General features: G+C 72.7%; 9 protein-coding genes. 2 read left to right on the forward strand and 7 right to left on the reverse strand.

The genetic code is table 11. From position 1 onward, the window contains the following. Positions 1 to 129: 129 nt before the first annotated feature. Complete coding sequence (locus KVT45_RS04095; protein WP_217545074.1) at positions 130 to 660, forward strand: hypothetical protein; 531 nt, start codon at positions 130 to 132, stop codon at positions 658 to 660. A gap of 104 nt (positions 661 to 764) precedes the next feature. Here the strand turns inward: KVT45_RS04095 and KVT45_RS04100 are convergent, their stop codons facing one another. The 4 genes from KVT45_RS04100 to KVT45_RS04115 form a co-directional block, all read right to left on the reverse strand. Then, positions 765 to 2,396: an RICIN domain-containing protein gene (locus KVT45_RS04100; RefSeq protein ID WP_217545075.1), complete on the reverse strand. Its 1,632-nt coding sequence runs from the start codon at positions 2,394 to 2,396 to the stop codon at positions 765 to 767. A gap of 468 nt (positions 2,397 to 2,864) precedes the next feature. Next, positions 2,865 to 3,242, reverse strand: a complete 378-nt coding sequence (locus KVT45_RS04105) for a toxin Doc (protein WP_217545076.1) — start codon at positions 3,240 to 3,242, stop codon at positions 2,865 to 2,867. A gap of 3 nt (positions 3,243 to 3,245) precedes the next feature. Further along, a complete protein-coding gene (locus KVT45_RS04110) occupies positions 3,246 to 3,485 on the reverse strand; it encodes a hypothetical protein (RefSeq protein WP_089103774.1) in 240 nt (79 codons plus the stop codon). A 103-nt stretch (positions 3,486 to 3,588) separates the two neighbouring features. Beyond that, positions 3,589 to 6,690: a glycoside hydrolase family 2 TIM barrel-domain containing protein gene (locus tag KVT45_RS04115; protein WP_217545077.1), complete on the reverse strand. Its 3,102-nt coding sequence runs from the start codon at positions 6,688 to 6,690 to the stop codon at positions 3,589 to 3,591. A 272-nt stretch (positions 6,691 to 6,962) separates the two neighbouring features. Between KVT45_RS04115 and KVT45_RS04120 the strand changes: the two genes are divergently transcribed. Beyond that, positions 6,963 to 9,347, forward strand: coding sequence for a SpoIIE family protein phosphatase (locus KVT45_RS04120; RefSeq protein WP_217545078.1), 2,385 nt, complete (start codon positions 6,963 to 6,965; stop codon positions 9,345 to 9,347). Here the strand turns inward: KVT45_RS04120 and helR are convergent. The 3 genes from helR to KVT45_RS04135 all read right to left on the reverse strand — a co-directional run bounded on the left by helR (position 9,344) and on the right by KVT45_RS04135 (position 13,696). Beyond that, on the reverse strand, positions 9,344 to 11,542 hold the full coding sequence (helR, locus tag KVT45_RS04125; RefSeq protein WP_217545079.1) for an RNA polymerase recycling motor ATPase HelR: 2,199 nt from the start codon (positions 11,540 to 11,542) through the stop codon (positions 9,344 to 9,346). The two genes, KVT45_RS04120 and helR, sit on opposite strands and share 4 nt — an antisense overlap. A gap of 234 nt (positions 11,543 to 11,776) precedes the next feature. Next, positions 11,777 to 12,979 carry a glycosyltransferase gene (locus KVT45_RS04130; protein ID WP_217545080.1) on the reverse strand — a complete coding sequence of 401 codons (1,203 nt, stop codon included), beginning with the start codon at positions 12,977 to 12,979 and terminating at the stop codon, positions 11,777 to 11,779. Positions 12,980 to 13,147: 168 nt separating this feature from the next. After that, the gene (locus KVT45_RS04135; RefSeq protein WP_217545081.1) at positions 13,148 to 13,696 is read right to left on the reverse strand and encodes an RNA polymerase sigma factor; all 549 of its coding nucleotides are present in this window, start codon (positions 13,694 to 13,696) and stop codon (positions 13,148 to 13,150) included. Between the last annotated feature and the right edge of the window lie 33 nt (positions 13,697 to 13,729).

Below are 13,729 nucleotides of genomic sequence, written 5' to 3' on the forward strand. Positions count from 1 at the left end.
GATCGCCCGAGGCGGCCGGATGGCCGGATCTCACCGCCTCGTTAATCGTCCTGAAACATTCCGCTTCCGCTGTCGGCGGACTTCCCGCAAGCCCTTGCCTTCGTGCTGCAACGGAGTAATCGTCATTACATGATTACTCAAGAGCAACGAGACAAGCTCCGCGGCTGGTTCGCCGGCCGTCTGCCCGACGACCTCTTCGAGGAACTGGTCGAGGTGACGGCCGACCGCGAGGAGGTCACCGTCATCGGGCGCATCCCCGGCCCCAAGCTGGCGGACGACGCGTCGGACGCCGAGCGGGAGGCGGCCGTACAGGGCCGGATCCAGGAGTTCCGGGAGCGCACCCGGGAGAGCCGGATGGCCGTGGCCCGCGAGGCCGAGCACCGGTTCCGGCACAAGGTCTCCTGGGGCGTGGAGTGCGCCGGGCAGCGGGCACTGTTCACGCATGTGGCCGCGCCGGTGATGACCCGGCTGCGCCAGCCCGAGCGCCAGGTGCTGGACACTCTGATCGCCGGCGGGGTGGCGCGCAGCCGCAGCGAGGCGCTGGCCTGGTGCGTGCGGCTGGTCCAGCGGCACACCGACGACTGGCTGACCGAACTACGGGATTCCCTGGAGCACGTGGAACGCGTCCGGGCCCAGGGCCCGGACACCGACCAGGGCTGAGCCCGGCCGCAGCAGCGCCCCGCAGGGGCGCGGGGAACTGCGCGACCAGCCACGACGGCGCCGCGGGTACCAGACGACCCGACGCGGCGCTTCCAGCGGAGCGCTCAGTGGCCGGCCAGTTCCGCCGGCTGCGCCGACGGGCCCCCGGTCCCGGCGATGGAGAGCGAGCCGCGGCTCTGGGACGGCGTCGGGGTGTCGGTCAGCCAGTGCTGGCCACTGGTGTGGTCGCGGACCTTGACCACGATGTCGGAGCCGGGGTCGACACCGCCCGTGGCGAGGGCAAGGGTCTCGTCCCAGCGCGGCAGCAGCTCGCCCTGGACGGTGAGGTCGTAGCGCACGTCCCCGCCGCGCCCGGCGCCCTCCTCGGCACAGGTGCCGACGATGACCACACCGGCGTCCGCGTGCGAGTCCAGGCACAGATCCGTGCCGGCCGCACTGCGCAGCTCGCCGTCGCTCTCGTAGGTCCACTGCTGGGTCGAGGCCGAGGAACACGCCGCGAGCACGACGGTCGTCCCGGCCTTCGGCTCGCCGTTGATGTCCAGGCAGAGCTGGGCGGCGGCGTTGCGCAGCCGGGTCGTGTGGTCGGCGGCGGGCAGCCCGGCCGTCCCGGAGGTGGGCGTCGCATCGGGCTCGGAGTCGCCGGGTACGAGGCCGGCGGTGGCGACGGCGTCGCTGCCGTCTCCGCCGCCGGACAGCGTGCTGACGGCGAGGACGGAGGCGAGCAGTCCCGCACCGGCCACGCCGACGCTGGTCAGCAGCGTCTTCGACGACCAGGAGCCGGGCGGGCGGCGCACCTGCACGGGGATGCGGGCGAGGAGCCGGGTCCGGGCGGCCGCGCGCCGGCGCCCGCCTCCTCCGGCGCGCCGGGCGGCGGCGCGGGTCAGGGGGACATCCGCACCGCTCTTGCGTCCCGGGCGGGTGTCGAGGTAGCGGCGGGCTCCCCAGCCGAGCACCGCCTCGACCAGCAGCACGCCCAGTCCGCCCTCGACATGGCCGAGTTGCTCGGCGGCGGCCCGGCAGTACGGGCACTGCGCCAGGTGCTCCTGGACATCCGGCAGCAGCCCGCCGCCGCGGCGGATCGGCACGTCAAGGAGGCGGTTGTAGTAGCGGCACTCCTGGGACGGCGCGAGATCCCGGTGCGCGCGGACACAGCCCTCGCGGAATTTCTCCCGGGCGTCTTCGAGAGCCGCCGATGCAGTTGTCGTGTCCATGCCCAACAGACCGGCCGGTACGGTTATCGGTTCCGCCTCCACCTCGGCATGCCAGAGCAGGCTCTGGGCGAGCGCCGGAAGGCCCAGGAATGAACGCTCCGCGAGGGTGCGGTTTTCCGGTGTCATGGACTTCGTGGCACGCATACCGCGGCCGCCGGCCGGTTTCCCGAGGTCGGGAAGAACCTCCGCTATTCGGTCCTCCGCGGACCAGTTGGCGACCGTGTCGCGGACCGAGACCAGCAGGCGGGGCCGGATCGCGTCGGCCGTCTCGCCGAGGGCCACCCGGTCGAGGACCTGATGGAAGGCGGCGGCCGCGACCATGTGCGCGACGGGCCCCGAGGCGGCCAGGCAGATGACCGCGTAATCCTGAACGGGCCGCCAGTGCCGCGCCATGAGCAGCGCGGCGGAGCGGGAGGCCTCGATGTCGGATCCGGCTCGCAGCGGGGCGGCGAGGGACTCGTCGGACTCCCCCGCACCACCGCCCGGCGGCGGATAGGGAGGGCGAGGCGGGTGGGGGGTGTGCACGGAGCGGATTCCTTTGGTGCGGTGGTGCGTACCTCTTCGGTGCGCCTGCAGGGAGCGGGAATTCGCCGGCGCGGTGCAGGTCGCGTTCCTCAACTGTCGAATTGGACCGTGCCATTACCCCCGCGCGGGCATTCACCCTCGCACAAGTCTCACACAAGCAACAAGGCACCCGTACAACATCGACAGCATTGACAGAAAGTCAGAAAGTCGCTGGTGGCTATTGCCCCTTCATGGCCGCATTCACCTTTCCGCGCGCCCCGTGTGAACCGTGCGCACGCGGCGGTCCCGCGCACACGCTCCCGGCCCGTCCGCACGGGTGGTCCACTGATGACCGGCCCTCCTCGCGAGGCCTCGCGCGAAACGGCGGCTCTTCCGCGCGAAACAGGCCGCCGGCCCCGTTCCTCCCGCCCTCGGCCGGCGGCCCCGGGGAGCCGGGACAGCCCTCTCCCCTGCAAGTCCGGGCAGGTGTCAGAGCTGCCAGGAACGGAGCCGGTCCGCCGCGGTGTAGACGTCGGCCTTGCCGCTCATCAGGTCGCGGGCGAGGTCGACGAGGGTGCCGTAGGGCGGGTCGATGCCGACACCGCTGACGTACATGTAGGCCACGGCGGTCGCACAGGCGAACCGCGCGTTGGCCGAGGGCAGCGGCTTGAGCAGGGCGAGGGTGTGCAGCAGGGCGGCGGCCCGCCAGGCCGGGTCGGAGTCCACGCCGAGCCGGGGCGGATCGACCCGGTGCCGGGCGACCGCGGCGACCAGCGCGGAGAAGTCGTTGATGGTGGGCTGCTCCGGCATGACTTCCTCATGGCGCTGGAGCAGCCAGGGCACGTCGATGTGGATGACCGGCGGCATGGGTCAGGCGGCCTCGCCCTTCGCGGGCGGCTCGTCGTCGGGGAACGCGGCGGCGAACTCGGCGGCATGGGCTGCGAAGAAACGGCGGAACTCCTCCGCCCCTTCCTGCAGGGCCCGGTGCCGGGCGATGTCGGCGGCCGCCGCGTCACGGACGAGGGCCTTCATGGACGTACCGCGCTCCTTGGCTATCTGCCTGAGGTCCTCAAGTTCGCGGTCGCTGAACTCCACGTTGAGAGCTGGCATGCCCTTCACCGTACCGCGCGGGTACTCCACCGTAAATACCCGCAGGTCAAGTCCGTCTCCCCTAGGTACCCGCCAGGGATGCACCGAGGCGCCGCCCGCGGTCTCAGGTGTCGAGGCGGCTGATCCGTACCGCGCCCGGGGTCTCCCCCGGGTGGGCGCTGGTCAGGGTGAGCCGGATCCGGGAGCCGCGTGCCGGGGTGAAGGTGATGACGGTCGGGGTGTCCGAGGCGGTGGCCCAGTCCACTGCCGTGTCCCGCACCGCCCGGTAGGCCGTGCCGTCCCAGACGGCCACCTCGACCGACGCGGGCAGGGCGTGGGTCGCGTCCACGGTGAAGGAGACGTCCACCCGGTCGAAGGTGCGGGCGCGCCCGTGGTCGACCGACACCCAGTCCGCGGTCCGGGCGCCGCCGAACGCGGGCAGCAGGGCGGTGGCCGACTTGGCGAAGGCGTTGGACCAGCCGGTGGCCGGGTCGCCGTCGAGCATGGCGGCCGGGAGGGTGTCCGGACGGCCGGAGAAACTGGCGTCCGCGTGGGGGTGTTCCGGCGGGGCCGGGTAGTCCGGGCGGAGGTCGGGGGCGGGGGTGCTCGCCACGGAGCGGGCGGGGGTGGTGTGCACGGTGACGGTGTCCCCGCGCAGCCCGTCCACCCGCGCGGCCACCTTGAGGGCGCCCGGTTCCGTACCGGCGCGGACAATGGCAAGTGCCTTGCCGTGAAAGGCGGTTCGGGTGCTCGCCTGGTAGCGCTCGGCGCTCTCCTCACGGCCGTTGTCGAGCCCGGCGAGCGAGCCGCCGGTCACGGCGAAGGAGATCAGGTGCTCGGCGCCGGGCACCACCACGCCGTGCGCGTCGACGATCTCCGCGGTGACGAAGACCAGCGAACGCCCGTCTGCGGAGAGGGACTTGCGGTCGGCGGTGAGGCGCACGGCGTGCGGGGCGCCGGCGGTGCGCAGGACGTCGGTCGCGACCACCCTGCCGTCGCGCCGGGCCACTGCCTTCAGCTCGCCCGGCCGGTAGGGCACTTTCCAGGTCAGGTGCAGTCTGCCCGCGCTGCCGTTGGGGCTGGTGTAACTGCCGGGGTAGGGACCGGAGGTGAAGGTCTTGTCGTCGCCGGTGGCCTCGGTGGTCTCCAGGTAGGTGCGGCCGTCGGTCGTGGTCTTGCTGTCGAACTCCCGCGTCCCCAGGGACTCTCCGTTCAGGAACAGCTCGACGGCGGGCACGTTGGCGTACGCCCACACCTCGACCGTGGCCCCCTCCTCGTGGTTCCAGCTCATCGGCAGCAGATGCACCATCGGCTCGCTCACCCACTGGCTGCGGAAGAGGTGGTACATGTCCTTCGGGAAGCCTGCTGTGTCGACCGCGCCGAAGAAGGACGACTTCACCGGGAACACGTCGTACGGCGTCGGCTCGCCGATGTAGTCGATGCCCGACCACAGGAACTGGCCCGCGAACCACTTCCGGTCCCGGTCCTTCTTGTGGCCGTACTCGCCGCTCATCGTCCAGGAGGACAGGTTGTTGTCGTAGGACGAGGTGGCCCGGCGGCCGGGGGTGTGGTTCTCCCCGGTGTTGAGGTGTTCCGGCTCCTGGTAGGTGCCGCGGGTCGAGGTCTCCGAGGAGGACTCGGACTCGAAGAGGAACAGGTGCGGGTAGGCGGCGTGCAGCGCGTCCACGGACTTGGCGGTGTTGTAGTTGAGGCCGAGTCCGTCGAGCTTGGCGAGCATCAGGTCGGCGGCGGAACCCTGCTTCGGCACGCCGCGGTACTTGTCGGAGCCGATCACCAGGGGGCGGGTGGCGTCGGCGGCCCTGATGGCGGCGATGATCCGGTCGGCCATGGCGAGGCCGGCCGTGGAGGTGGAGTCGGGGATCTCGTTGCCGATCGACCACAGCACGACCGCGGGCGAGTTGCGGGCGGCGAGGACCATCTCGGTGGCGTCGCTCTCGCACCACTCGTCGAAGAACCGGCCGTAGTCGTACCTGGTCTTGCCGGTCTTCCAGCAGTCGAAGGCCTCCACCATCATCACGATGCCGAGTTCCTCGCAGACCTCGGTCATCTGCGGCGAGGGCGGGTTGTGCGAGGTGCGGAAGGCGTTGACGCCCATCGACTTCATGACGGTCATCTGTCTGCGCACCGCGTCGGCGCTGATCGCCGCGCCGAGGGCGCCCTGGTCGTGGTGGAGGTCGACGCCCCTGATCTTGGCGGGCACGCCGTTGAGGGAGAAGCCCTCGTCGGGGTCGAAGCGGTAGCTGCGGATCCCGAAGACCGTGCGGAAGGTGTCGGTGGTGGCGCCGCCGACCCGGAGTTCGGTGTGCAGGGTGTAGCGGTGCGGGGCCTCGAAGTCCCACAACCTCGGGTTCCCGACGGTCAGTTCATGGGTCGCGGTGGTCCCGCCGGAGCCGGTGACGGTGACCGTGGAGGAGGTACGGGCGACCGTGCGGCCGTCCGGGTCGGCGATCCGGGACAGGACCGTCACGTCCGCGCCCGCGCCGGACTCGTCGACGACGGCCGTGCGCACCCGCACCACGGACCGCTCGGCGGTGATGTCCGGGGTGGTGACATACGTCCCCCAACGCGCCACGTGCACGGGGTCGGTCACCACCAGCCGGGCCTCGCGGTAGATGCCGCTGCCCGAGTACCAGCGGCTGCTGGGCAGTTGGTTCCGCACCTCGACCGCGAGGACGTTCGCGGTGCTGCCGTCGGTGTGCAGCAGGTCGGTGAGGTCGAAGGCGAAGCCGGTGTACCCGTAGGGGTGGCGGCCGGCCTCGGTGCCGTTGCAGTAGACGTACGAGTCCATGTAGACGCCGTCGAACTCCACCGAGATCCGCTTGCCGGCGTAGCCGGGCGGCAGGGTGAAGGCGAGCCGGTACCAGCCGAGACCGCCCGGGAAGAAGCCGGTGCCGCTGGTGGTGCCGTTCTCGGTCGTAGGGGTCTGTTCGATGCTCCAGTCGTGCGGTACGGCGACCTGCCGCCAGGCCGAGTCGTCGTACCCGGGGTCGGCGGCGTCCGCGTAGGCGCCGGTCGGGTCGGTGATCCCGCCCGGGTTGACCAGCGCGAACCGCCAGCCGTCCCGCAGGGCGACCGTGCGGCGGCCGGTGACCTGCGAGGACGTATCCGCCTCCGGGGCCGCCCAGGCGCCCGGCGCGCCCAGCAGGGCGCCGGCCGCAGGGGCTGCCGTGGCGGCTGCCAGAACCGATCTGCGAGTGACCGTCATGGTGCGGCTCTCCCTCATCAGGGGCCAGAACTACTCACAACTGATCGTGAACAAACAGATTCTGACGGGGTGACACTTGTGCCCGTCAAGGGTCCGGAGGCCTTCTCCCACCCCTTTCGTCCCGTCGGCCGGTCCGCGTTCGGCACTCCGGACAGGCCTCGATCCCGACCGACCGACCGCCGTCGCTTGCCGGTCACGAGAGCGTCCGAAGCACTACCCTTAACACGAGTGGTGCACCTGTTGACTGTGAGTGTGCGCTTGGGAGTGGCGAGATGAGCCGGGTCTATCCGTTCGACGATGCGGCGACGGCCCGGGCTGTCATCGGCGAGGACGGCACACTGACCGAGTGGAACGAGGGCGCGCGACGGCTCCTCGGCCACCCGGCCGAAGAGGTCGTGGGCCGGTCCGCGGCACTTCTGCTCGCCGGGGACGTCACACCGCGCACCCCCGACGGCACCCGCTGGGACGGCACCGTCGAACTCCGCCACCGGGACGGCCGTACGATCCAGGTCTGGCTGCTCGCGCACCACAGCACGGCACAGGACGAACAACCCGGTCACTGGCTGGTGGTCTCCCCACTGGACGGCGGCGGCCCGCGCACCCCGGACGATCCGCTGACGACCGCCGTGCTGACGCAGTCGCCGTGCGCCATCGCGGTCTACGACGATCAGCTCAGGCTGCGCCGGGTGAACGACGCGATGGCCGAGGTCATCGGGCTGCCCGAGGAGCGGATCCGGGGGCTGAGAGTCACCGAGATCGGCGGCAAGCCGGAGAGCGCCGACCTGGAGCGGAACATGCTCCGGGTGCTGGCCTCCGGCCGGCCGCTGGATGTGCAGACGTACATGCGTACCGGCGGCGAGGACCGGGCGCACGCCTGGCTGGCCCGGATGGCACCGGTCACCGACGCCGCCGGACGCGTGCGGGGCGTGAGCCTGGCCGCCCACGACTTCACCGAGAACTATCTGGCCAGGGAGCGGCTCCAGCTGGTCAACGCGGCGAGCGTGCGCATCGGCAGCACTCTCGACGTCATCTGTACGGCTCAGGAGCTGGCGGACGTCTGCGTCCCCGCGCTCGCGGACTTCGTCACCGTCGACCTGCTGGACCCGCCGGAGCACGGCGGCGACCTCCCGGCCCGGCTGACCGCGCCGGTCACCCTGCGCCGCACCGCGCACCAGTCCGTACTGCCAGGCGTCCCCGAGGCGGTCCTCAAGCCCGGGCAGACCGAGGTCTACCCGGCCTCCTCGCCGCAGGCCGACTCGCTGACCGCGGGGCACACGATCGTGGCCTCGGTGGCGTCCGGGGCGCTGGACCAGTGGCTGTCCTGGAACAAGGCCCGTGGGGAGCGGGTGCGCGAGTTCGGCGTGCACTCCTCGATGTCGGTGCCGATCCAGGCCCGCGGCACCACCCTCGGGGTCGCCGTGTTCAGGCGGCACCGGCGGCCCGACCCGTTCGGCCCGGACGACGTGCTGCTCGCCGAGGAGATCACGGCCCGGGCCGCCGTCTGCATCGACAACGCCCGCCGGTACTCGCGCGAGCGCGAGACCGCCCTGGCCCTGCAGCGCAGCCTGCTGCCCCGGACACTGCCGCGCACCGCCGCCCTGCAGGCCGCCTCCCGCTATCTGCCGGCGGCGCGGGCCGGGGTGGGCGGCGACTGGTTCGACGTGATCCCGCTGTCCGGGCTGCGGGTCGCCATGGTCGTCGGGGACGTCGTCGGCCACGGTGTGCAGGCCTCGGCGACCATGGGCCGGCTGCGGACCGCCGTACGCACCCTGGCCGACATCGACCTGGCCCCCGACGAGCTGCTCACCCACCTCGACGACCTGGTGCTCCGGCTCTCGGCGGAGCAGGGCGGCGAGGGCAGCCCCGGCGAGGTCGGCGCGACCTGCCTGTACGCCGTCTACGACCCGGTGTCCCGGCGCTGCACGCTGGCCCGCGCCGGGCACCCGCAGCCCGTCCTGCTGCGCCCCGGCCGCCGCCCCCACCGGCTGGACCTGCCCGCCGGTCCCCCGCTGGGCCTGGGCGGGCTGCCGTTCGAGTCGGCCGAGGTGACGCTGGACGAGGGCACGGTCCTCGCCATGTTCACGGACGGGCTGATCACCTCCCGGCAACGGGACCCGGACACCGGCCGCCGGCTCCTGCACGAGGCGCTGGCGGCGTACAGCGACTCCCTGGACGAGACCTGCGACCGGATCCTGCACTCCCTGCTGCCGCCGGGCGGCGCGGCCGACGACGTGGCCCTGCTGCTGGCCCGCACCCAGGGCCTGCCGCCGTCCCGGGTGGCGTCCTGGGACATCCCCGCCGACCCCGCCCTGGTCGCGCCGATCCGCAAACAGGCCGTGGAACAGCTCGACGTGTGGGACCTGAGCATGGCCGCCTTCACGGCGGAGCTGGTGGTCAGCGAGCTGGTCACCAACGCCATCCGCTACGGCGCCCACCCGATCCGGCTCCGTCTGATCCACGACACGACGACCCTGATCTGCGAGGTCTCCGACACCAGCCACACGGCCCCGCACCTGCGCCGGGCCAAGACCTGGGACGAGGGCGGCCGCGGCCTGCTGCTGGTGGCCCAGCTGACCCAGCGCTGGGGCACCAGACACACCGCGGAGGGCAAGACGATCTGGGCCGAGCTGAACCTGTTCGAGGACGACATCGCCTAGGGCCTGTCCGGTTCCGGTCGCTGCCGGTCGCTGGTCAGGACCACCAGCTGCCGGGTCGCGCGGGTCATCGCGACATAGTGGTCGACGCCGCCCGCGACGCCGGTGCCGAAGTCCTCCGGGTCGACGAGGACGACCAGGTCGAATTCGAGCCCCTTCGACAGCTCGGGGGTGAGCGAGGCGACCCGGGACGTCGGGGTGAAACGGGGGGCTCCGATGACGCAGGCGACGCCCTCGGCGTGGGCGGCGAGCCAGGTGCCGAGGATCTCGTCCAGCTCCGACACGGATCCGTGGACCACGGGCAGGCCGCTGCCGCGGATCGAGGTCGGCACGTTGGCGTCCGGGAGCACGGCCCGGATGACCGGCTCGGCCTCGGCCATGATCTCTTCCGGGGTGCGGTAGTTGATGCTGAGCGAGGCCAGGTCGATGCGGTCGAACCCGACCCGTGCCAGGCGTTCCCGCCAGGTCTCCGGGAACCCGTGCCGTGCCTGGGCGCGGTCCCCGACGATGGTGAAGCTCCGGGACGGGCAGCGCAGCAGCAGCATCTGCCATTCGGCGTCGGTGAGTTCCTGGGCCTCGTCGACGACGATGTGCGCGAACGGGCCGGCCAGCAGGTCGGGGGCGAGGACGGTCAGTTCGGACTCGTCGACCAGGCTGACCTTGGCGTCCTCGCCGCGAAGCATGATCACCAGGCCCTCGCCGTCGTCGCCGTCGGCGCCGGAGTCCCGGGCGGCCCCGATCAGGTTGTCGACGACCTGCGCCATGCGCTCGCGCTGGGCGACGAGAACGGCCTCCTGCCGCCGCAAGCGCCGGTCCGCCTCCGGGTCGCCGAGCCGCTGCCGGGCCGCGTCCAGGAGCGGCAGGTCGGACACCGTCCAGGCCTGGGCATCGGCGCGCTGGAGCCTGCGCACGTCGTCGCGGCCGAGCCAGGGGGCGCAGAGCCGCAGGTAGGCGGGGACCGACCAGAGGTCCCCGACCAGGTCGGTCGCCGCCAGCAGCGGCCAGGCGCGGTCGAGGGTGTCGACCAGGTCCCGGTCCCGCTGCAGCGACCTGCGGAACTCCTCTGGCGTGACGTCGTCGCCGTCGTACTTGTCCAGCAGGATGGCGGCCAGTTCCGCCCAGATCTGGTCGCGTGCCTCGTTGTGCGGGGTACCGGGAGCCGGCGCCCGGAACGCGTCGGCCCAGTCGTCGGCGCTCAGCCGGAGGTCGGCCCAGTCGGTCGTGACCGTCATCCCCGCGGCGGGCGGTTCCTCGTAGAAGCGGACGGCCGTCTCGATCGCCCGGACCATGTCCGCGGACGACTTGAGGCGGGCCGCCTCCGGGTCGGCCTCGGCCGCCGCGGCGGCTCCCTCGTCGACGAGGTCCCGCAGGACACAGGTCTGCACGCCCTCCTCACCGAGGCTCGGGAGGACGTCGGAGACGTAGTTCAGGTAGGGCCGGTGCGGGCCGACGAACAGCACCCCGCCCCGGCGGTGGCCGAGCCGCGGGTCGGAGTACAGGAGGTGGGCCGTGCGGTGCAGGGCGACGACCGTCTTGCCGGTGCCCGGGCCGCCGTCGACGACAAGGGCGCCGCGGGAGCCCGCGCGGATGATCGCGTCCTGGTCGGCCTGGATGGTGGCGAGCACGTCACGCATCCGCTCCGACCGGTCGGCGCCCAGGCTGGCGATGAACGCCGACTGGTCGTCCAGCGCGGCGTGCCCTTCGAGCCCGTCGGCGGTGAACACCTCGTCCCAGTAGTCGCCGATCCGGCCGTCCGTCCAGCGGTACCGGCGGCGGCTGCGCAGCCCCATCGAGTCGGCGTGGGTCGCCGCGAAGAACGGCTCGGCCGCGGGTGACCGCCAGTCGATCAGCAGCCGGCGGCCCGCGCTGTCGGTGAGGCCGAGCCGGCCGATGTACACGGGCTCGGGGTCGTCGGCGCCGACCATGCGTCCCAGGCAGAGGTCCAGGCCGAAGCGGCGCAGGGTGCGCAGCCGTCCGGTCAGCCGGTGCACCTCGATGTCCCGGTCCATCGCCGCCCGGCCGGTGCCGCCCGGCGCCCTGAGCTCGGCGCCGAGGCGGTCGGACAACTCGGCGATCGACTGGGCGAGGCACTCGGCGACGGCGGCCAGGTGCCGCTCGTCGGCGGCGATCAGGGCGGGGTCGGCCTTGGCGGAGAGGCTTTCGGGCAGGTGGAAGGCGCTGGTGGTCAGGGGGTTCAATGCATCAGCTCCGTGGGGAGGCCGTGCGGCCGCGGGCACGTACGGCAGGGCGTCCGGAGGGACGGGACGAACATGAGGGGGCGGGGACGGTGACCGTCGTCCGGGGTTGGTAGCGGGTTGCGGTGCGTGCGGGACCGCGGGGCCGTCGTGGCCGGTCGCGCCCACGCGGCGGAGCCGCGAATCGACACAGCCCCGCGCCCCTTACGGCGGCGCCACGGTGGCCGTGTGTGCTGCTCAGGCGCCGTCGAGGAGCAGCCGGGCGGCCACGCTCGCTCCGTCGGTGCGCACCGCGGCGGCCACGACGGCCGCGCGGGCACGGGTCTCGCGGGTGAGGGCGGTCGCAAGCGCGGCCGACAGGGACTCGACGGACGGAACCGGTCCGTCGTGGACCGCGCCGATGCCCAGCTCGGCCACCCGGGCGGCCCAGTGCGGCTGGTCCGCGATCTGGGGCACGACCACCTGGGGCACTCCGGCCGCGGCGGCCGTCGTCGTGGTGCCCGCGCCGCCGTGGTGGACGACGGCGGCGACCCGGCGGAACAGCGCCTGGTGGTTGACCTCGCCGGCGGCGAAGCAGTCGTCCCGGTCGTCGACCGGGGCGAGGTCCGCCCAGCCGTGCCCGACCAGCACACGGCGGCCCTGGGCGCGCACCGACTCGACGGCCACCCGGGCGGTGTCCGGCGCGCCGCGCATGGCCATGCTGCCGAAGCCGACGTACACCGGTGGTTCGCCGGCCTCCAGGAAGGCCGCCAGTTCGTCCGGCAGCGGGCGTTCGTCCGGCAGGATCCACGCGCCGGTCTGGACGAGGTCGAGATCCGTCCGGTCCCGCCACGGGGCCAGGCCCGGGTCGGCCGCCAGCCACGGCCGGTCGGTGAGGACGTGGTCCCGGACGTTGTCCACCGGGGGCAGGCCGAGCGCGGCCCGGTGGGTGTTGAGCGCCTCCCCGTACAGGGCGTTCACCCGCTCGGCGTCCACCTTCCACAGCGTCCGCAGGTCGGCGTCGGCAGGAGCCGGGCGGCCCGGCCGGCCCAGCGGCGGGAAGCGCGAGGACGGCAGCCCGAACGGCTGGAAGCATGCCAGCACGTAGCGGATGCCGAGCTTCTCGGCCACCGACCGGGCGCCGGCCGGCATCAGGCCGCTCGCCACCAGCGCGTCGCATCCCTCGGCCGCCGGGGCGACCGTGTCGAAGTGTGCGGCGACCAGCTCGGGCGCGAGCTTGAACGCGTCCTCCGGCGCCGGCTTCGGCCGGGTCACCAGCGCACGCACCGACGGCCCGAACGGCACGTGCGGCACGCCCGCGCGGGCCAGCAGCTCCGCGAACTCCTCGTCCGGCGGGGCACAGACCCGCACCTGTGCGCCGAGCTGCCGCAGCGCCACGGCGAGTCCCGCCAGCGGTTCGACATCGCCGCGCGACCCATATCCCATCAAAAGCACACGCATGTCGCGCATCCCCCAAATACCGCAGTTCCTGGCTTCGGCCTGCGATTCTGCGGGACGAGGGGGGCCTTGCCGCAAGCCCCCCAGTGCGCTATACGTTAAGAAGGGCAAGGAGAAGAACTCCTCGCCCTGTGTTTCTTCGGGGCCGCCGATGTGCGGCCCTTTCTGCTGTCACGGCGCGCTCAGCCAGGGCCGGACCTGCTTGCGTGCCTCGTGCAGCCGGGACTTCAGCGTGCCCAGCGGGATCCCCACCCGCTCGGCGACCTCGGCGTAGTCCAGCTGGCAGATGTCCCGGTAGACGAGCGGCGCGACCAGCTGCGGGTGCTCCCGCTCCAGCCGGTCCAGCGCCTCCAGCAGATCGATCCTGGACCCGGCGATCACACTCGTCGTACGCGGGTCGACGTGCTCGGTCGGTTCGATGACCGCCGGCTGCTCCGCCGCCCGCCTCTTCAGGTCCCGGTACTTCTGCCGGGCGCAGTTGGCGACGACCGTGTACAGCCAGGTGCTGAAGCGGCTGCGGCCCTCGAAGGTGGAGATCTTCCGGGAGATCTGGAGCAGGACGTCCTGGGCCGCCTCCTCGGCGTCCTCCCGGCACGGCAGAAACCGCCCGCAGCGTCGTACGACGTCGGGCCAGACCGCGGACAGCAGCTGGTTCAGGGCCACCTGGTCGCCTGCGGCGGCCCGCCGGGCGAGGTCTTCGGTCAGCGCGGCGTCCGGCACGGGAGGTCCCCCTCTAAGTCGATCTCAGGACAG

The organism is Streptomyces sp. GbtcB6, from assembly GCF_019091475.1.
In the GTDB taxonomy this organism is placed as follows: domain Bacteria; phylum Actinomycetota; class Actinomycetes; order Streptomycetales; family Streptomycetaceae; genus Streptomyces; species Streptomyces hyaluromycini.